The organism is Halobellus ordinarius, assembly GCF_031823395.1.
GTDB classification, from domain to species: domain Archaea; phylum Halobacteriota; class Halobacteria; order Halobacteriales; family Haloferacaceae; genus Haloquadratum; species Haloquadratum ordinarius.
In genome coordinates this window covers 248,517-267,353 of sequence record NZ_JAVQKJ010000003.1, presented here as the reverse complement: position 1 = coordinate 267,353, position 18,837 = coordinate 248,517, and the positions used below count along the sequence as shown (strand labels likewise).

Genomic DNA, 18,837 nt, shown 5'->3' with positions numbered 1-18,837 from the left:
ATGTATTGTCTCCAGTCTGGCCCCGCCCCGCGTGACGGTCGGCCGTCATCTTGGGGAAACAATCCCTTGAATAAAACGCTACGGTAGCAAATATCAGATCTGATTCTGATCGTCTTTGCCCAAGTGATTGGTCGCGTCGCAAAGCGGTCTAGAGTTTGCCTCTGGTGCTCTCAATTGAGAGGTCACAGCTCATTGCTGTTTTGGTCGATTGCTGGAGTAGTTTGTCAAGGAACGACTGGTATGCTCTGGATCAGCGTATTTCACCAGCCGAAGCTGGAGGATCGCCTCTAATCCTCCCGTTGTCCAGCGCATCCACTGGTTCTTGCACCGCTTGCTGACTTCACCCATCAGCCGTTCGACGGGGTTCGAGGTCCACGGCACCTCGAACCCCTCGATAGCCTGCTCGGCAAACGTCACGATCGACGGCAGCCACCGCCGTAGATACCCCGCAGCCTTCTCTGACCCGTACTGCTCCAACTGCCACGCTATCTTCTCGATACGCTCGGTCGTTCGCGCGATCCGCTGGCGGATCGCCGCGAACTCCTCGTTGGGACGGTGCTTGGCGACAGAGTTCTTCAGATGGAATACCTCGTCGATCACCTCCGAGACGATCTCGTTCCGCCGATCCAAGGAGAACATACCGTCGTCCCAGAGGTTGTAGTCAAGCGTCCGAATGACGTGGACGAGATCAAGTTGGTGATTGCGATTTTCATCGGTAAAGGCCGTGACGATACCCTCATCAGCGTCACTGACGACCGTCGCGTCGTCAGTGACTGCGTCGATATCGTCGATATCGGCTGCTGTCTCGTCCCAATCAGCGTTGACCGAGAGATCCAGCAGAGAGCGTGATTCCTCAGCAGTATCTTCGGCGAGCGTGGCCTAGACGGAGTGGTACGAGCCGTCGTCGTCTTGATTGTGACACTTCGTGCCGTCAGGAGTAACCGCATCAGCGTCTGTGTCAGCGACACAGTCTGGAAGGAACTGCTTGAGCTTGCTGCCGTATTCTCTGGCGCGACGATTGATGGTGGTCGGCGACGGCATCTCCGAGAGGATGCCGTCGCCGTGGTCAGCAGCGTCACGATAGCTGAGCGAGGTGTCGAGATCGACGCTCTTGGCCGCAATACCCTGCTGATAGCGGTTTTGCCCGTCGAAGCTGAGAACATCTTCGACGGGGCGGAAGTAGCTGGGTTCGTCGTGGTCAGCGGCGGTATCTTCGACGTAGTGAAGGTCGAAGTCGTGTTCACCGGCGGTTGTGACGGCTGTGCGAGTGTCGGTACCTGCTCGTTGGAAGCGACGGTCACCGTTGCCAGTAGTGTGTTTCTCGCCGCAGAGCGCCACGACGTGGGCCGCGTCGAGGCACTCAACCAGTCCTTCGAGAAGAACTGATTCGACGTTCTGGCCAGTGATGAACTCGGCAAGCGTGGCCAGCGATATCGTTTTATCGTCGTCGATGCTATCGGTCAACCGCACGTAGATTGTGGCGTGTATGGGACACCTCCTGGTGGACACCAGAGGCGTCCCGTTCCTCACGGGAGCCAGTTGCTACTGAACTCTACAGGACTTTGCGACACGACCGAAAAAGTGGACTCCAGTTATTACAGTCTGACAGGTTCGCCGATGCTTGAGCCGGCGAGTTGCTGGGGCATCGTGACGATGACCTGAGTCGTGCCACCAGTTTGGCTCGTGATGTCCAGTCGGACTTGGCTACCCGTATCGAGGCCACTAGTATCAGACTCGATCGCTTCTGTGTCGATCGTCACTTCGTATCGATCGTCGCCATCATTGAGTACACCGTAAGAGTTGTCGTCGAACTGTTCCTCCCGGTCGACTGCTGAGAGGTTGAAGGTCGTGCTGGTTCCGTCGTTTTCATTCGCATCAACGTCGTTGGAGAATTCGGTGTGATTGGTGAGGGTAGTGACCTCAGTGTCGCTGAGGTATTTGATCGAGGTTTGATTCATATCCACGGCACTGGAGCCGGCAGCGAGTCGGACGGTGAACGTGATGTTGGCAATTTTATTGCCGGGACCGACGGTGCCGTGCTGGTTGACGACTTCCACGCGGTTGGTGACCTTGTCGACGCTTTCCTGGCCGGCTTCTTCGGCGGTCGCCTGCAGGAAGCCGGCGGTGTTGACTAACACACCGGCAGCGATGGCGGCGACGAGGACCATCGCGATGAATACGATGAGGGTACCGATACCGACTTGCCCCCGATTACTGTCCGAATTATCGTTGTGATTGAATAGTTGTTTCATTGTCCTGTCTTAGAGTGGAACGGGTGAATTGTCATCTTGACCGGAAAGTTGCTGGGGCATCGAGAGGATGACCTGCGTTGAACCGCCGTCGCGGCTGGTGATGTCCAGTTCGACAGTATCACCTGTTTCGAGCCCTTTCTGGTTCTCTTCGACGACCGACGTGTTGATGACAATCTCGAACCGGTCAGACTGACCGTTCAGCACTGGGAAGGAATTGTCGCCATCGTCATCAATCGCGTACGCCGTATATTCTGTTGAATTCAGGCCGCTGCCATTAATATAGTCTTTGCTCTTGTCGTACTTACTCACATCACCAAGCGTCTCCCCGTTCGAGGTATTATCTTTGAAGACGAGGTTTTTGGCAGTGGTTTCACTTGTATACTTGATGGTAGTATCTTCAAGTGAGACACTGCCAGAGCCGGCTGCGAGCCGAACCGTGAGGTTCAGACTATCGACGGTTTTCTCGTTGCTGCTGGATACGTTGACGATGCCGTGTTGGCTGACGATATCGAGTCTGTTCGTGACCTTGTCGACACTTTCCTGGCCAGCGTCTTCGGCAGTCGCTTGCAGGAAGCCGGCGGTGTTGACGAGGACACCGGCGGCGATAGCGGCGACAAGGACCATCGCGATGAACACGATGAGGGTGCCAATACCGACCTGCCCACGGTCGGCGTCCGAGTCGTTGTCTTCGAACATATGTTGTCTCCAGTCTGGCCCCGCCCCGCGTGACGGTCGGCCGTCAGTTCGGACAAACGACCCCCCAAATAAAACGCTACGGGCCCAGATATTGATTGTGATAATGATGATTTTCGGCGGAAAAAGCGATATAGCGCCGAATCAGCACCTGAATCTCGTCTTTTCGGACTTCGACTGCCGGCTATCGCCGCTGGCTCGGATGGACGGCTTCGACTAGATCAAAAATTACCTTTCCTGACAGGACAGGGGATTCGAGTGGGGTAACTGTGTGTGGGCAGGTCGAAATCGCTGGCCGAACATCGGCCTGCTGTCCGACCGAAACTACGCTCTCCCGCGCTCGCTACCGTTCCTCGACTCTCTCGTTTTCGCTGGGGTATCCGGCCGCCTGGTCGTTCGGAAGCTGCCAGCCTCCCCGCTGCCACCTGCCGGAACCTAATCCTGAGAGATCCGTCGCCAGACGTCGTCGAGTTTGTTTTTTACCTCGGGACGTTCCTCGACCTTGATGTTGAGATCGTTGCCCTCGAAACTGATGACGACCTCGTCGATATCCCGGCGGTAGACGTTCGTCCGGCGGTGCTCATCCGAGAGGACGCGGTCGTGTAGTTCGAGCAGTCCGGCCCCGGTGAGTTCTTCGATCCGGCGGTAACAGGTCGCGATCGGAATGTCGAGCATCTCGCTGAACTCCTGTGCCGAGTGAGGCTCGTCTGCGGCGCGGAGGATGTCGGGGTTGTATTCGTTCCCGAGAGCTGAGAGCGTCCTGTCAGACTCCATAGACAGCTGCCCCTTCTAACCGGAATTACCTGAATGTGACGGTCGATCGAGGTCGGCTATCGATCGTGAAAACGCGAGCCAGGTCGGTCGGCACTGCGGGGCTGCTCCGGTTCGGCGGTGTACCCCGACTACCCAGCCCTGCGATGGGCTTATTATCGCTCCGGCGGCACCACGAAGTATGGCCCCGGCGGACCCTCCCGAAGACACTCCGCGATCCGCGCGCGGCGAGGAGGGTGTCATCAGGCCCGAAGAGCTCGATTATACGGCCTCCGAACGGGTCGCAGAGCTCGACGAGGGACGGTACGTCGTCGCGACCGACGAGGAGGATTCGCCATCCGTCGACGGCGACGGGGACGTCGAGGAAGACGACGAGCGGGGGCAGCTGGCCAGACAGCAGATGGCGCGATACGTCTCTGAACGGGGGGCAGACTACGGAGTTGCCCTCACAGCAGCATTCGATGGGGACGTCGCACAGCACGAACACTTCTCCGACGACGTGGCGACTGCCTTCGGGGAGTTTGCATCCTGGTACGTCTCACAGATCGATACCGAGACGTCCCCGGCGGAAGCGCTCGGGATCCTCCTTTTGGCCTCGGAGACGCCGGTCTCCTATCCGGCCAAGGCACTCGCCCCGATCCTCCGCGAGCACGACCTCAGCCTGGACGACTCGATCGGCGATCTCGTCGAAGCGATCGCCGACGAGGGACTCCGGATTCCGGAGGAGTAGCTTCGACTCGCTGCCGGTTCGTATCAGCCCTGATAATGGGGGCGATGCGTTTATACAGCGTTTGCCGGAAGTGAGAATATGGCAACGACGGTACTGGTCGTCGACGACTCGGCGTTTATGCGGAACCTCCTGAAGCAGTTGCTCGAGGACGAACACGAGGTCGTCGGGGAGGCCGAAAACGGCGTCGAGGCGGTTGAGATGTACGACGAACTCGATCCGGACGTCGTGACGATGGACGTCGTGATGCCCATCCGAGATGGGATCGAAGCGACAGAGGAGATCAAATCGACGGATCCCAACTCGTCGGTGATTATGTGCACGTCAGTCGGCCAAGAAGAGAAGATGCGGGAGGCGGTCAAGGCCGGTGCGGACGGCTACATCACAAAACCGTTCCAGAAGCCGAACGTGCTCGAGGCCATCGACGACGTGGTGAGCGTCGAAGCATGAATCTCGACGTCCAGTCGCTCCGGACGTTCAGCCGGCTTGCGCGCTCCGGAGCCGAACAAGCGGCGGGATCGCTGGCGACGATGACCGGCTTCGACGCCCGTGTCGCGGTCACAAAAGTCGAGATGGCGACGCGGTCGGACGTCGAACGGGAGTTCCGCGAGCGCGATCTGGTCACCGTCCACGTCGATTTCTCGGGGGCGATCGACGGTCGAACCGTCCTCGCGTTCGACCGAGAGCGTGCCGCGTCACTCGTCGATGCGCTCGTCCCCGGCGAGTCGGCCGACCCGGGCAGCGACCTCGCGACGAGCGGGCTGAAAGAGTTGGGGAACATTATGCTCGGCGGGTTCATCGACGGCTGGGCCGACTTCCTCGGGGAGGGCATCGAGTTCACGACGCCGACGTACGTCGAACTGGACGCCGGCCGCTCGCTGGAGGACGTCACGGCCGACTCGGAGTTCGCAAACGGGGAGTTCGGCGCTGACATCGACGCGGGGGCGGAGTTCGGTTCCGGACTCGATACCGAGCACGTGCTGGCGTTCCGGAACCACCTGGAGACGCCCGACGAGGAGGCGGGCTTCTACATCTACATGCTCCCGACGACCGATTCGGTCGGAACGATCGTCGACGCGGCCGGCGACGGCGAGGAGACGATCCCCGTCGAGAGTTTCACCTCCTTCTCGCAGATGATCACGGAGGGCGCCGGGCAGGCCTCCGAGGACCTGACGGCGATGACCGGCATCGACACCACCGTCGACGTGAGTCGGCTGAGCTTCGTCCCCGTCGAGGGGGTCCCGATGGAACTGACCGACGACGCCCGGCGCGGGGTGGTCCTCGAGTTCACCGGCACACCCTCGGGCTACATCGCGATCCTCTTCGATCCCGAGTCGGCCGAAAGCGTCGCCGACGCGCTGATGCCGGGGATGGACGCCGACCCGGAGATGCAGAAGAGCGCGATCCAGGAAATCGGCAACATCGTCACCTCGGGCTTCCTCGACGGGTGGGCCGATTCCCTGGGGACGACGATCGACATCTCGCCGCCGCGGTACGTCGACGACATCGCCTCAGCGATCGTCGATCCGCTGGTGGCGGAACTGGCGCGGACGCAGGATTACGCGTTTCTCATCGACTCGGCCATCGTCACTCCCGACGGGGCGATCACCTGCGACATCTACGCGCTACCGGACGAGCAGGAACTGCGGACGGCTTTCGATCAGCTCACGCCGGGGCCGAACTGATTACAGCGGAGATGCAAGGGTGATCGGCCAAGACGAAACGGCGGTCGACGGCGGCCCACTGGGAGAGAGCTACCGTCCGATTCGCCACCGAACCTACGAATGAAAGTATACACGAGCGATCGATCGCGCCCCGAACGAGTCAAGGTCGGCGTCGCCGAGTACGCCGTCGCCGAGTCGGAGGCAACGCTCGTCACCAGCGGGCTCGGCTCCTGCGTCGGCATCGCGATTATCGACCCGGACGCCGGCGTCGCCGGGCTCGCACACGCAATGTTGCCGACAGCCGGAGCAAACAGCGGTGCTGACCCGAGTACCGCGAGCGGGACGGATCCGCAGACCGGCACTGAGGGCCACGCGGACGGCGGCCGTCCGGACGAGGCGAAGTACGTCGACACCGCGGTTCCGGGGCTGCTCCGATCGATGGCCGCCTCGGGCGCGGACCGCTCGAATCTCGAAGCGCGAATCGCGGGCGGGAGCGCGATGTTCGAGTTCGGCGCCGAGGGCGATGGGGTCGGCAAGCGAAACGTCGCCGCTGCGGAGGAAGTTCTCGCAGTACACGACATCCCGATCGTCGGGCGCGACGTCGGCGGCGATTACGGCCGGTCGCTGGAGTTCGACGTCGCCAGCGGCGATCTCTCCGTCAGGCGGGCGCACGGGGAGACGCAGGTTCTCTGATCTCTCCGGCAGGCGTTCCGACTTCTGCGGGTCCGACTCCTGCGGGGACTATCCCGATACCCACAGTTCGGCTCGGTTACTCCCGCAGCGGCCGGTTGATTCTCCGAGTTGATTATCCGAGCTGATAATTTCAGGGGGACGTTTATGAATCCGGTCACGAATGGTCGACACACTACGGTAGCGGCGACGGTCGCCGTATCACGAGAGAGTGTCTATGACCATCGATCCCGACGACTACGACCTCCGAGAGCTCAGACGTATCGCGGACGAACGACGGGGGGCGGGGCGCTCAGCGGACGAGGGTGACCGCCGACACGCCGATGACGATCGCCGACGCGCCGAGGAGGACCGCGACGAGGGGGGCGGCCGTCGGTCGACACGAGGTGGCGGCGAGCGCCGCCGGAGTCGTGCCGACCGACGACGAGGCGGCGACCGCGACGACGACCGACAGCGACGGGAGGGGCGTCGGAGCGGCCGTTCAGAGAGCGGACGAGGCCGATCCCGCGCGGACGACCGTCGCCGCAACGGCCGTGGCGAACAAGACAGTCGTTCTACCGACCGGCAAGGCGGGGACGACGGGGCCACGATTCGTCCCCGGAACGACGTCAGCCGTCCTCGACACGGCGAATCGGACCACGCGGAGGGGCACGACGAGGTCCGCCGCGCCGATCGGATCGCGCGCGACCTCGGATTCGGCGGCGAGGACCGCGACCGCAGAGAAGCGGAATCTCGCCACGCCGATCGACGGACCGGCGGGAGGCGGCGCCGCGACGACGCCGGCCGCGGAAGATCAGTTCGCGACCGCGCCGACGATGTCGGCCGGTTCCAGTTCGACACCGAGGTTCGCGAGCGACCGCGTGGGCGGGCGGGCGAGGCGCTCCGCCAGAACCAACTCGAACAGTTACTCGTCCACGAGACTGCCGCGGCCGGTGAGGGCCTCTCGAAGCCGTATCTCACGTCGCTCCCCGACGAGTACGCCGCCGAACGAACCGTCTTCGACTGGCTGGAGTTCCTCGTCCTCAAGGGTGGATTCAAGCGGACGATGGACGCCCTCCGGTATTACCACACTGTCGATTGGCTGACCGAGGACGTCGAGGCCGAACTCCAGGATTATCTCGTCGGCTTCTCGGGCGAGGTATCGAACACCGCCGAGTTCGACGTCGACGACCACCACCTGAGTCTGGTGTACATCGCGCGGCTGTCGTCGATGGAGTGACGCCGGGGCGATACGTCCGCCGCGTTTCGATTCACGCGGCACACCAACAGGGCTTTTTGTGCCTTCTGTCTATTCTGACGTATGACAGACGACCCGGATGAATCCGCCGCCACGGATAATGACGACACAGCGACAGAAGAGAACGAAGCCGAGGAGTCGGCGGGACCGACCCCAGTGGGTGTCAAACTTGGAAGTACTCGGACTGTCCTCCAGTACGTTCGGGGCGGCGAGGTCGAGACCGTCCGGACGCTCACGTGTCTCGCGACCTACGAGGACCCCCTGACGGGCGACGAGCAGGTCCTGTTCGGCGAACAGGCCGCCCAGGAGTATCCGGACACGGTGAAGTATATGCTCCGGTCGGGGCTCCCCCAGGACGACGAGAGCGCCGACCTCGCCGCGAAGTTTTTCGAGGAGGTCGTTTCCGCGGAAGGACTGGACGAAGACAGCGCGGTCGTCTACGCGATTCCGACGATCGACAACGAGCCGGGACTTCGGAACCTCAACCGTGTGATAGAACAGAGTTCCGTCGGCGACGCCTTGGTACGGAGCTTTCCGGAGTCGCTCTGTGGATCGATCCCGGCGTTCGGCGATGACCTCGAGGCGATCGACGAGGTGTTCGCGGCGGTCAATATGGGGTCGACGAACCTGGAGGCGTCCGCCTATCGACACGGCGAACAGCTCTCACCGTTCGTCTCGGGCGCGGTCACCGGCAACGAGGTGGACCGCAAGATCGCAAACGCCGTCGAGGAGGAGACGCAGGGCCGCGTCAACATCGACCTGACGACCGCCCGGGAGTACAAAGAGACGCACGCCGACTTCGACGCCTTCGAGCCGTTCACGGACGTCATCCAGCAGCCCGGCGGCGGCGCCCACGAGTTCACGATCGAGCGGTCGGTGATGGAGCCGCTCGACGACTACGTCGACGACGCGGTCGACGAGGTCGCCAACAACTTCCTCTCACAGTTGGCGAACGACCACATGAAGCCCTACCAGCTCGCGCTCTCGAAGCCGATCGTTCTCACCGGCGGGATGGCCTGTATTCCGGGCATCGTCGACGTCTTCGAGGACCGGCTCTCGGCGGAACTCGATCGCGACGTCACCTGTATCGCCGCGGATCGGCCGGATCTCGCTCCTGCCGAGGGAGCCCGCCGGATCGCCGAACGGCTGATCGAGTGAGCGCGTCGACAGCGGAGCCCGCTTCGCGATGGAACGGCCGCGCCCGCGGAATATCCCAAACGACTAATCAGGGGTCGGCGTACCTTCGTGTATGTACGATCGGATTCTCGTTCCGACGGACGGCAGCGAATGTGCGGATCGAGCCGTCGAGCACGCGATCGATCTTGCGGCACAGTACGACGCCGAACTGCGCGTCCTCTCGGTGATCGACGCAAGGGACGTCAGCCACAGCGCGCCCGCAATCAGCGTCGATCAGGTCGAAGACACGCTCCGGGAGCGGGCGGAGTCCGTCGTCGAGGCCGTCGCCGACCGCGCCGCGGAGGCGGGCGTCGACGTCGAAACGGCCGTCGAACCCGGAATCCCGGACGACGTCATTACTGAATACGCCGGCGAGAATGACTGCGATCTCGTCGTGATGGGGACCCACGGTCGGACCGGTCTGGAACGGTACCTCCTCGGAAGCGTGACCGAGCGCACCGTTCGGCGGTCGCCGGTGCCTGTGCTGACGGTTCGGGACACCGAGTAAGCGCGGCATAGCGGTGTCGGTGGACACCCTATGCGTCCACTGTTCGGGTGATTGGTGCTCACCGCAATGTACCGTGGCCGATAGTATATACGCCCGCAGACCGTTCTCGCGGGTATGGCACTGCGTCGGCTTCTCCGGGGACGCGTCGAGTGGTCCCGACTGGAGGCTGTCGCACGCGAAATCCGCGACCGCTACGACCGCGAGGAGGTCTCCGTTCGGTTTCTGGAGGCCGACAACTGGCTGTCGACCCCGATGGTCGTCGACGAGCGCTGGTTCGTGAAGGTGATCTCGCGACAGAACTCGATCGTCCACGCGCTCTTTACTACCGGCCGCAATCTGGGCGCCTTTTCGACGGGAACCGAGGGCTTTTTCGAGCACTTTTCGACGCCCGCGGAGATGGCCGAACACGAACTCGAAGCGACCCAGCGGATGCGGGAGATCGGCCTCAACGCGCCGGAACCGATCGAGACGTTCGAGGTCGACGGCCTCGGAGTTCTGGTCCTCGAATACCTCCCGGAGTTCCGGACGCTCGACGAACTCGACGAGGCAGCCGAGGCCGACCTCGCGCCCGCACTCTTCGAGTCGTTGCGGACGATGCACGAACACGAGTTGCTCCACGGCGACCTTCGGGCGGAGAACGTGCTGATCCTCGACGGGGAGATCTATTTCATCGACGCGACCAACGTCCGGGACACGGGCGCCGAGGACGCAAAGTCCTACGACGTCGCCTGTGCGCTCGGGGCACTCGAACCGCTTATCGGGGCGGATCGGACGGCTGAAGCCGCTCTGACCGCGTTTTCGACGGAAGAACTGCTCGCGGCGGCCCGCTTTCTGGACTTCGTCAACATCCGGCCCGACCACGACTTCGACGCCGCGAAACTGCAGGGCGAGATCGAAAAGCGGGCCTCGTCGCCGTAGTCGGGACTACGGGCGGCGATTCGAGGAAACGCGGACGGCGATAGCCGACGGCACGAGCGACAGTGTATGCGAAAGGAGCGAAGGTGGGAGCGGACGGCCTCCGGCGGGAGAGAGGCCGGACGCCGAGAGGCGTGGTATCCGCAGCGGACCCCGAACACTGCGGCGTTGTGTGGCGGATTAGTGCCGACTTCGACGAGAAAAGCGTCGTCCGTCGGCAGTGACCGGTAGCCACCCGAGACGAATAAACCCACCGGCACGCGCTCGGACCGGCCTGGGTCTTCGGTAGATCACGTGCCCGATTCGACCGACCGTCTGAGCGCGCGTTCCAGATTTTCGAGCTCCCCGTCGAGGTTACGCTCGAAGAACCGTTCGACTCCCGGGACCCGTCCGTCGACGACGAACTCGTTGATGAGGCGGGTTCCCGTCTCGGTCTCCTCGACCGTGTGCTCGCCGGTGACCTGAAAGACCGAGGACCGACCCAGGAACTTGACGTACTCCGGCGGTTCCCGCGCGATGTCTTCGGTTTCGACGCGCGCGGTCGATTTGACGAAGGGGATCGGCAGGCGGACGTGCCAGGTCGCCGCCCCCGTCGCCTCGTCGACCTCGTAGCTGTCGACGACGCTTATCGCGTCCGCGCGTTCGGATGGATCGGCAATGAAGTCCCAGACTCTCTCGGGCGGGGCGTCGAACTCGAAGACCCGCCGGACGCGTATCGTCATATCTCCCCGTTCGGATGCGAGATAAAAAAGCTCCCCAATCGCGCCGATGCGCCGAGTACCCGCTGTCGTCAGTCAGCTACGAGTGACGCGCCAGGTCGTCGACCGCGCGCGCCCCCACTTTTCGATCTCGACGTCTTCCGACTTCTCCGCGAGGCGGGGCAGACGGGATCCCACCTGCTTCGCGGAGAGGCCGATCGCGTCTGCGATGTTCTTCGCCCGGAAGTACCGCTCTCCGGCGGCGACACTCTCCCGGAGGTACGAGACGATCCGTTTTTCCTCCTCGGTGAAATCACTCATTTTGCGACCGGTACGGGCGGTTCGGCCTTAAGCTTCTCGTCCGATGTTCACTCGAAAAGGTGAGTCGCCGATACGGCCAGCGAGCCGGCGATGATGGCGATGGCGAAGCCGACCGCCGCGAGCAGCTGATCGCCGCTCAGCCCCGCGGCGAACATCCCGCCGACACCCAGGAGCGCGACGAGCGCAAACAGGATAGTCAGGCCGATTCCCTTGTCTGACGAGGCAGATGCAGTCTCCATACTCGGATCTCGCCTGTGCTCGACTTAGTTCATACGGATGCGCTCGGTCGGCCTCGGTTACGCCCCTGGCTACCGGACGCCTATCCGATCGTGACGTGATCGGACTCCTCGTTCAGCGCCAGATTAGCGGCGATTTCGGCGTTTCGCATCGCGTACTGTGCGGTCTGCTGCAGGCTGACAAGCACTTCCCGGACCTGGAGTAGTTCCTCGTTGCCCATTTCCGGGAGGTCGCTCAGGATCTCCTGTTCGCGGTCGCGGAGTTGGCGGAACAGCGTGCGGCACTCGACGGTTTTGTCGTAGTCGCGTTCGACGACTGACTGGACCGCAGTTTTGGTCAGTTCGTCGACCTGATCGGTGAACTCGCGGATCCGTCGCATCGTCGCGCTGTCGACGTCGAGGGTGTGCCCGTCGGCGTCCATCGCGATGTTGGCGATGTCCTCGGCGTTGTCCGCGGTCAACTCCAGGTTCTTCGCGACAGAGCGATAGCCGATGAGCGGGAATCCCTCCTCCAGACCGACGGCACGGGCGAGATTGGGGTTCTGGTAGGCGGTGAAGATCAGCCGGAGGAGGAGCACGAAGATCTTGTTGGCCTGTCGCTCCCGGTTCAGCGCGCGCTGTGCGAGATCTGTGTTGCCGTGGGCGAGCGCCTTGATCGCTTCCCCGCGCATCGTACTCCCGGTGTTTTCGAGGCGTTCGAGGAGGTTGTCCAGCGTGAAATCCTCGGGGTCGACCGAACACCGGATGGCGATCCGTTCGGGCGTCTCCTCGATCACGCCGAGTCCCATCAGTTGGGTCTCTGCTTTGTAGACCGCGTTGATGTGATCGGAATCGAGCGCGCCGTCGCTCTTCTCGATGTGGATCACCCGACGACCGAGGACGTACTGGGCGACGATTGCCCGTTCCAAGGAGTCCGCGTTGAGGTTGTCCGCGCGGATCGTCGCCGAGGAATCCTCCTGGCTCGCAGATTCCGGCAGCACCGTCAGCGTTCCCTTGCCACCCATCCGAAGCGACACCTCGTCTCCCTTGTTGACGTTGTGCTCCGATGCCCACTCGGCGGGGAGCGTCATCGCCAGCGTCGAGGGACCGAGTCGCTGTACCTTACGAGTCTCCATATCACACCCCTGGATTGGCGTGACCTTAATCTTCACTATACACACCTTATATGTGTTATTACGGTTTGGAGATCTTGTTGTCTCCCGGGCAGCGACGGACTCCGGTCCCAGCGGACTGGTGGGCGCCCAGCAGAAGAGGGCGAGGGGTGACGATCGGACGCTATCGCAGGGTATCGGGGCTCACACGATCCGCATCATCCGCCGCTCGACGCGGCCGATCCGGACCTTCGTCCACCCGCGGAGGTCCTCGTCGAGGTCGGGGTCGTCGGTGTCGACGCGGAGTTCGCCGATCGTGTCGAGTTTCGCCCGCGAGGCGACGATCTCGACGTCGCACTGCCGGATCACTGCGGGCGATAACTGGGGGTTCCCGCGGCCGAAGACGAACCCCTGGCCCCCGATCGGGGAGACGACGACGACGTTTCGCCCGTCGGGATCGAGGGCCTCGAGGAGTTCCGACTCGCTGGCGTCGCGGGCGAGTACTTCGCCGTCGTGCCAGACGTCGACACCGAGCGGCGAGCCCTCGAACCCGAGTTCCTCTTTGATGGCCCCGACGGTGCTCCCGGGACCGAGCAGGAACGTCTTGTCGCTGTCCCGGATGTCGTCTGCGACGCCAGCGGCGAGCGCCTCGACGCTGCCACCCCCGAGCTGTTTCGAGGACTGCAGTTCCTCGGCGACGGGGACTTTCGCGACTGCCCGGAGTTCCGGGTTGACCTCGCCTTCCCGGTACTCGTCCTCGTCGATGTCCATCACCTCGCGGCGCTCGGTGCGCTCGAACGTCCGGAGGACGTGTGCGGCGTCCTCGGGCGAGACGGCGAATACCGACGAGTACACCTTCACGCCCGCGGGGACACCCAGAATCGGCGTGTCTGTGCCCTCGACTGTCTCTGCGACGTCCGCGGCGGTTCCGTCGCCGCCGACGAAGACGACGAGATCGACGTCGGCGTCGAGGAAGCGCTCGACCGCACGGACGGTGTCCGCTGCGGTGGTCTCGTCGCCGTCGGGCGAACCGAGTACCTCCGGCTCGAAGCCCGCTGCCGTCGCCGCGTCCGCTCCCATTGCCCCGCCCCAAGTGAGCAACTCGATGCCGTTCTCGCTGTTCTGCTCGGCAAGTGCGTCGAGCGCCCGACGAGCGCGATCCGGCGCACGCGGCTCTGCGCCGAGTTCACGCGCTTCCTCGACCTTGTCGTCGGTCCCCTTCAGGCCGACACGGCCGCCCATCCCCGCGATGGGGTTGACGACGAAGCCTACTCGCATACGCGAACCCAGCGGCGGTGTGAGGAAAAGCCCGCCGGTGCAGGGCAGGGCAGCGCCGCTGTGTCGGTGACAACAAGAACTGAACGTTTAAGAATCGTCCGGCGAAAGCCGGGCGTATGCTCACACTCGCAACCGAGGGCGCAGCCCTCCCGATCGCTGAGACCGGCGCGGTGGTCCTGCTCGCGAGCGTCGCGATGGTCGTCGTCTGGCTCTATCTCCTCTACCGGTAGCCTCGCGCCCGCTACTCCGAGGATGCGTTCTCTGTTGCCACATCCTCGTCGACGAGTTCGACTCGGGCTTCCAGCCACTCCGTGGCCGCCGCAAGTTCTCCTTCGTCGGTCGCGATAAGCTTCACCCGCACGGCGTCGCCGGGGTAACTCCCGACGGCGACGTCGAACCGCTCCTGCAGATCGGCGAGGCGATCGACCAGTTCGCTCTCGGGTTCGTCGACGGCGACGACCGCCGTGTGCGTCTCCTCCCCGGCGAACTCCTCGGCGACGTGCTCGAACATCGCCTTCATCTCTTCGGGGACGCCCGGCAGGACGTAGATGCTCTCGACGACGGCCCCGGGGGCGACGCCCGCCTCGTTCGGCAGCATCCGCGCGCCCGCCGGAAGGTGCGTCGTCCCGTCGACGAGGTCGGCGGCGGCGTAGCCACCCTCCTCGGTCAGCCACTCGTGGGCCGCGTCGTGGGGTTCGACGTCGCGGCCGACGGCGGCGGCGACGCCTTCCATCGTCACGTCGTCGTGCGTGGGTCCGAGCCCGCCAGTGACGAGGACGGCGTCGTACTCGGCGCGGTACTCGTTGACGACGCGGGCGATCTCTCCGACGTCGTCCGGGATAGTGGTGACGCGAGCGACGTCGACGCCGCGGTCGGTCAACTGTTCGCAGAGCCACGCGGCGTTCGTGTTCACGGTGTCACCGGAGAGGAGTTCGTCCCCGACGGTGACGACTGCGACTCGCATACGTTCCGTAGTCCCGAGGCGAACAAAAGGTCAGCGCATCCTCGCCCCGACCGACAACAGGTCAGCGCATCCTCGCCCCGACCGACAACAGGTCAGCGCATCCTCGCCCCGACCGACAACAGGTCAGCGCATCCTCGTCCTGGCCGGCAAAGGACCAGCGTTCGCCCAGGTCGATAATAGGTCAGCGCATCCCCGGCGGCGGGCCGTCGTCGAACTCGTCGTCGTCGGTCTCGACGTCGATGCCCATCTCCTCGCGCTGCTTGCGCAACTGCTCGATCTTCCGGCGGTAGTAGAAGAGCCCCCCGATGCCGATCACGCCGACGAGGGCGACGATCCCGCCGAAGATGTAGAGGTCCCGCTCCAGATAGTAGCGGACGGAGATGGTGTCAGCCGTGACTGATTCCGTCCAGATGACGTGGACCTGCCCGTTGTCGTCGATATCAGTCTCGTAGCCGCCCGGAGAGACCTGCCCGAAGATCGGGAAGTCGATGCCCCGGTCGGGTGGCAGGACGACCTCGTAGGTCCCCTCGACGTACGTCGGGAGCGTGAACCGCTTCGGCGTGCCCTCGCTGGTGAACGCGAGCGCGCTGCCGTCGGGCGGATCCTCGCGTGGCAGTTCGACGATCGTCTCGTCGCGGGTCCGCCGGACCTCGCCGCCTCGCTCGCGGATATCGGTCCCGTTGAGGACCGTCCCGTTGGGGTAGCGGTAGCGCACCGACTCGACCGACAGCGGGTTCGTCCCGCCGAAGCCGTCGCGTCTGAACAGCTCGATCGTGGACTCGTTCGTGGTCATCACCGTACGGAACTGCGTGTTCTCCTCGACGGTGATGTGGACCGTGCGGTCGCTCTCCCACTCGTACGGCGCTGCGGGGTCGCTGTCGAGCCGCTCGCCGTCGACCGGCCCGGTGCCGATGCCGAGGCAGCCGCTCGTGACGGCGAGCAAGGCGAGACAGCCGGCGGCGAGCAGGAGTCGGCGGTTCATAGGTAGATGTTCTGCCGTCGCGTTCTCACGTCAGGACGCACTTCAGTTCCGAGCGCAGGTACGAGCCGATGCTCGCGAGCAGCCCCGGCGGATCGGTTCCCTCGGGGCAGACGATACTCTGTTCGAGGAGTCCCAGTCGTTCGACGGTCACGATGTCCGAGGCGTGACCGGCGCGGTTGACCGTCGCCCGGACCTCCCCGCGCGTGGCGCTGTTGACGTTGACGCGACCGCTGCCCTCCTCGCGGGTCCAGTCGTAGAGGCGGTCGCGCGTCGCGTCCGCGAGCCGGGGGGTCTCGCCCGCGACGAACTGCAGCGGCGTGTGCTGGACGACGCCGAAGCGGTCGCGGATCTGCGACGGCGTGCCGGTCCCCAGGCCGAGTTCGTCCGTGGGGATCCGGACCCGCTCGCCGTTGCCCGCATCGAGGACCCAGCCCTCGTCGTCCCACGAATCGAGCGTCGCGACGTAGGTCTCGCCCTCGACGAACTCGGGCGTAATTTCGCCCCACGTCTCCGCGAGGAGGTTATCCGCGACTGTCGCGTCCTCGCCGTCGAACTCGACGGCGACGAACGCGTCGTCGCGGACGTCGATGGACCACGTCGCGTCCAGTTCCCCGACGTCGTTGTCGATCAGCGAGCCCAGGCTGTCGAGCGCCCGCTCTCTGGCGTCGCCCTCGACGTAGCACTTCGTGGCGAGAACGACCATCAGTCGTCCCGACCCACGTCGACGTTGAGTTCGTCGCGGAGCTCTTCGATCCGGCGCTCCATCGTCTCGACCATCTCGTCGTTCTCCATCGGTTCCAGCGGCGCGCCGGTCTCGGGACACTGGAAACCCTGCTCCATCGCCTCGGAGAACTCGAAGCGGATGCCCGCCGGCTCCGAGAGGTAGAACTCGTGGGTCCGCTCGTACTCTAGGCGCTCTTCGAGCGCCTCCAGCAGGCGATACATCTCCTCGCGGAGGTTCTCCGGGATGTTCTCGTAGTGGAACGTCCAGAGGTAGGTGAGCCACCCGGAGTCCTCGTCGCGGACCCGGCGATACTCGGCCAGATCGTTCTCATAGAGGATAAAGAGCGCACGCCGGACGTCGTTGAGCTCGAGGCCCAGTTCCTCGGCGAGTTCCTCGTCGGTCACCTCGCCGTCGGGCGGGGCCGCGGCCACCGGCATCCCCGTCGGTCCGACCAGTTCGTGGAGGTATTTCTGGATGACAGGGTCGTTCAGCAGCTCCTCAAAAGCCATTACCCACAGTTGCGCCGCTCAGTCGTTTTAAAGTTGCGGAAGTGGGGTGTCGGTCGGTGCTGATCGGCACTCACCATCGATCAGTACGTCTCGATATCGACGCCGAGCTCCTCGAAGTCGTCGACGTTTCGCGTCAAAACGGGCTCATCCGCTCGCTCGGCGACAGCAGCGATCGCTGCGTCACCCTTGCCGACGTCAGTTCCTGTCTCGCCGACCATACGACCCGCACGGCGGGAGAGTTGGAGATCCATCGGAACAAATGGCACTGATTCGATAATTCCTCGAATTCGTCGTTCCTCGCGTTCGTTGGCTACTCCCGTCCCAACACCAATATACAGTTCAGTCACGGCCATCGCGGGCATTTTCATCGCTACTCCCGACACCTCCAACTCTTCGGCTTTCTCTGTCGCCCCCTCGTCGCCGGCGAGCAGATCAAGCACGAACGCCGTATCAAGAATCACGGAACCGCTCCTTCAGCACGCGGGCTTCGTCAACGTCCCGCTCGTCGGCCTCGTCGATTGCATTCCGCATCGTCTCGACGTCTTCCGAGTCGAGTAGCCCGGCGAGATCGCTGATCGACGGCCGACGAGTCAGCCGGTCGACCGCCTCCGAGAATGTCTCGTCCTCGCGCCTCCGCGCTTCGATATACGCGTAGGTGTCCTCGTCGAGCTGGACTGATTTCGTCCCCATATGTGGAGTAACAGCGGTATCCGGTTTGAATCTGATGCCGTGTACCCTGTTCCGATCACTCGGTGTCGCCGTCGACGACCCGCTTGCCGCACGCCTGCGGGATCACCCGCCGCTCCGCGTCCGGCCACTCCTGTTCGAGTTCTCTGCCCTCGAACAGCCGATCCAGGAAGACGGCCAGCCCCGCGACCTCCGAGTGGGGCTGGTTCGTGACGCCGACGTTCCAGTCGGCCTCGTCGTACACCTCGAACGGGACCTTCTCGCCGCCGACGACAACGAGAATCGGTTCCTCGCGATGCGCCTCGCGGATCTCGCCCGCGACGTCCTGCACGCGCTCGCCGTACATCGTGAGGTGGACGACGCGCCCGGTCCACTCGCGGATCGTCGCGTCCAGTTCGTCGGTCCGCTCTACGGTGAACGGCCCGCCGAAGCGGTCGGTGATATCGGCGACCGTCTCCTCCGACTGGCTCGCGTTGTCCGGGAAGAGCACCCGATCAGCGCCGAGCGCCCGCGCGGTCAGGCCGACGTGGGTCGTCATCCGGTCGTCCCGCCCGGGGCGGTGGCCGTACCGGAGGACAGCCACCTCTGGTTCGTCCTGCATAGCCGTCCCGAGGCGGGGTGGGCGCTAAGGGGCTTCGCTTCCCGTTCGGCCGAGGTGACCGAGAGCCCGGCCCCCACGTCGCGGCCGGAAGGAGAACGCACTTACTCCCTGCC

General features: G+C 63.9%; 23 protein-coding genes and 1 pseudogene. 8 read left to right on the top strand and 16 right to left on the bottom strand.

Features of this window, described 5'->3' with window-relative positions; all coding sequences use genetic code 11:
- Positions 1-148 precede the first annotated feature (148 nt).
- The 4 genes and pseudogenes from RJT48_RS04815 to RJT48_RS04800 form a co-directional block, all read right to left on the bottom strand.
- Positions 149-1,488, bottom strand: a pseudogene (locus RJT48_RS04815) (ISH6 family transposase).
- A 107-nt stretch (positions 1,489-1,595) separates the two neighbouring features.
- Entirely contained in the window at positions 1,596-2,252 is a 657-nt protein-coding gene (locus RJT48_RS04810) for an archaellin/type IV pilin N-terminal domain-containing protein (RefSeq protein ID WP_311171109.1), read from the bottom strand.
- A gap of 9 nt (positions 2,253-2,261) precedes the next feature.
- Positions 2,262-2,948: an archaellin/type IV pilin N-terminal domain-containing protein gene (locus RJT48_RS04805; protein WP_311171108.1), complete on the bottom strand. Its 687-nt coding sequence runs from the start codon at positions 2,946-2,948 to the stop codon at positions 2,262-2,264.
- A 432-nt stretch (positions 2,949-3,380) separates the two neighbouring features.
- A complete protein-coding gene (locus RJT48_RS04800) occupies positions 3,381-3,719 on the bottom strand; it encodes an ArsR/SmtB family transcription factor (RefSeq protein ID WP_311171107.1) in 339 nt (112 codons plus the stop codon).
- A gap of 178 nt (positions 3,720-3,897) precedes the next feature.
- On the opposite strand from RJT48_RS04800, the gene RJT48_RS04795 reads away from it, so the two are divergent.
- From RJT48_RS04795 to RJT48_RS04760, 8 genes are all read left to right on the top strand, one after another.
- The gene (locus RJT48_RS04795; RefSeq protein ID WP_311171106.1) at positions 3,898-4,446 is read left to right on the top strand and encodes a DUF7500 family protein; all 549 of its coding nucleotides are present in this window, start codon (positions 3,898-3,900) and stop codon (positions 4,444-4,446) included.
- Between the two features lie 78 nt (positions 4,447-4,524).
- Positions 4,525-4,893, top strand: coding sequence for a chemotaxis protein CheY (cheY, locus tag RJT48_RS04790; protein ID WP_311171105.1), 369 nt, complete (start codon positions 4,525-4,527; stop codon positions 4,891-4,893).
- The gene (locus tag RJT48_RS04785) at positions 4,890-6,128 is read left to right on the top strand and encodes a chemotaxis protein CheC (protein WP_311171104.1); all 1,239 of its coding nucleotides are present in this window, start codon (positions 4,890-4,892) and stop codon (positions 6,126-6,128) included. The genes cheY and RJT48_RS04785 overlap by 4 nt, the downstream gene beginning before the upstream one ends.
- A 99-nt stretch (positions 6,129-6,227) precedes the next feature.
- A complete protein-coding gene (locus tag RJT48_RS04780) occupies positions 6,228-6,800 on the top strand; it encodes a chemotaxis protein CheD (protein ID WP_311171103.1) in 573 nt (190 codons plus the stop codon).
- Between the two features lie 214 nt (positions 6,801-7,014).
- Entirely contained in the window at positions 7,015-8,016 is a 1,002-nt protein-coding gene (locus RJT48_RS20750) for a FlaD/FlaE family flagellar protein (protein ID WP_425604698.1), read from the top strand.
- An 81-nt stretch (positions 8,017-8,097) separates the two neighbouring features.
- Positions 8,098-9,192, top strand: coding sequence for an actin-like salactin (locus RJT48_RS04770; protein ID WP_311171102.1), 1,095 nt, complete (start codon positions 8,098-8,100; stop codon positions 9,190-9,192).
- Between the two features lie 91 nt (positions 9,193-9,283).
- Positions 9,284-9,718 carry a universal stress protein gene (locus RJT48_RS04765; RefSeq protein ID WP_311171101.1) on the top strand — a complete coding sequence of 145 codons (435 nt, stop codon included), beginning with the start codon at positions 9,284-9,286 and terminating at the stop codon, positions 9,716-9,718.
- 114 nt (positions 9,719-9,832) lie between these two features.
- Positions 9,833-10,636 (top strand): RIO1 family regulatory kinase/ATPase domain-containing protein, encoded by an 804-nt coding sequence (locus tag RJT48_RS04760; protein ID WP_311171100.1) that lies wholly within the window; start codon positions 9,833-9,835, stop codon positions 10,634-10,636.
- Between the two features lie 287 nt (positions 10,637-10,923).
- Here RJT48_RS04760 and RJT48_RS04755 read toward each other — a convergent pair whose 3' ends face one another.
- From RJT48_RS04755 to RJT48_RS04700, 12 genes are all read right to left on the bottom strand, one after another.
- Entirely contained in the window at positions 10,924-11,355 is a 432-nt protein-coding gene (locus tag RJT48_RS04755; protein WP_311171099.1) for an SRPBCC family protein, read from the bottom strand.
- 72 nt (positions 11,356-11,427) lie between these two features.
- Entirely contained in the window at positions 11,428-11,652 is a 225-nt protein-coding gene (locus RJT48_RS04750; RefSeq protein WP_311171098.1) for a DUF7123 family protein, read from the bottom strand.
- Between the two features lie 47 nt (positions 11,653-11,699).
- Positions 11,700-11,891 (bottom strand): DUF7525 family protein, encoded by a 192-nt coding sequence (locus RJT48_RS04745; protein ID WP_311171097.1) that lies wholly within the window; start codon positions 11,889-11,891, stop codon positions 11,700-11,702.
- Positions 11,892-11,971: 80 nt separating this feature from the next.
- Positions 11,972-13,003, bottom strand: a complete 1,032-nt coding sequence (locus RJT48_RS04740; protein WP_311171096.1) for a PhoU domain-containing protein — start codon at positions 13,001-13,003, stop codon at positions 11,972-11,974.
- Positions 13,004-13,183: 180 nt separating this feature from the next.
- The gene (locus RJT48_RS04735; protein WP_311171095.1) at positions 13,184-14,257 is read right to left on the bottom strand and encodes an ATP-NAD kinase family protein; all 1,074 of its coding nucleotides are present in this window, start codon (positions 14,255-14,257) and stop codon (positions 13,184-13,186) included.
- Between the two features lie 241 nt (positions 14,258-14,498).
- On the bottom strand, positions 14,499-15,221 hold the full coding sequence (locus RJT48_RS04730) for a competence/damage-inducible protein A (protein ID WP_311171094.1): 723 nt from the start codon (positions 15,219-15,221) through the stop codon (positions 14,499-14,501).
- A gap of 181 nt (positions 15,222-15,402) precedes the next feature.
- Positions 15,403-16,203, bottom strand: coding sequence for a DUF5803 family protein (locus RJT48_RS04725; protein WP_311171093.1), 801 nt, complete (start codon positions 16,201-16,203; stop codon positions 15,403-15,405).
- 25 nt (positions 16,204-16,228) lie between these two features.
- The gene (locus tag RJT48_RS04720; RefSeq protein ID WP_311171092.1) at positions 16,229-16,906 is read right to left on the bottom strand and encodes a DUF2110 family protein; all 678 of its coding nucleotides are present in this window, start codon (positions 16,904-16,906) and stop codon (positions 16,229-16,231) included.
- Entirely contained in the window at positions 16,906-17,436 is a 531-nt protein-coding gene (locus RJT48_RS04715; protein ID WP_311171091.1) for a transcription factor, read from the bottom strand. Before RJT48_RS04715 ends, RJT48_RS04720 begins: the two co-directional genes overlap by 1 nt.
- A gap of 80 nt (positions 17,437-17,516) precedes the next feature.
- On the bottom strand, positions 17,517-17,897 hold the full coding sequence (locus RJT48_RS04710) for a PIN domain-containing protein (protein ID WP_311171090.1): 381 nt from the start codon (positions 17,895-17,897) through the stop codon (positions 17,517-17,519).
- Positions 17,887-18,126 (bottom strand): antitoxin VapB family protein, encoded by a 240-nt coding sequence (locus RJT48_RS04705; RefSeq protein WP_311171089.1) that lies wholly within the window; start codon positions 18,124-18,126, stop codon positions 17,887-17,889. Before RJT48_RS04705 ends, RJT48_RS04710 begins: the two co-directional genes overlap by 11 nt.
- Before the next feature lie 55 nt (positions 18,127-18,181).
- Positions 18,182-18,724, bottom strand: coding sequence for a tRNA (cytidine(56)-2'-O)-methyltransferase (locus RJT48_RS04700; protein ID WP_311171088.1), 543 nt, complete (start codon positions 18,722-18,724; stop codon positions 18,182-18,184).
- Between the last annotated feature and the right edge of the window lie 113 nt (positions 18,725-18,837).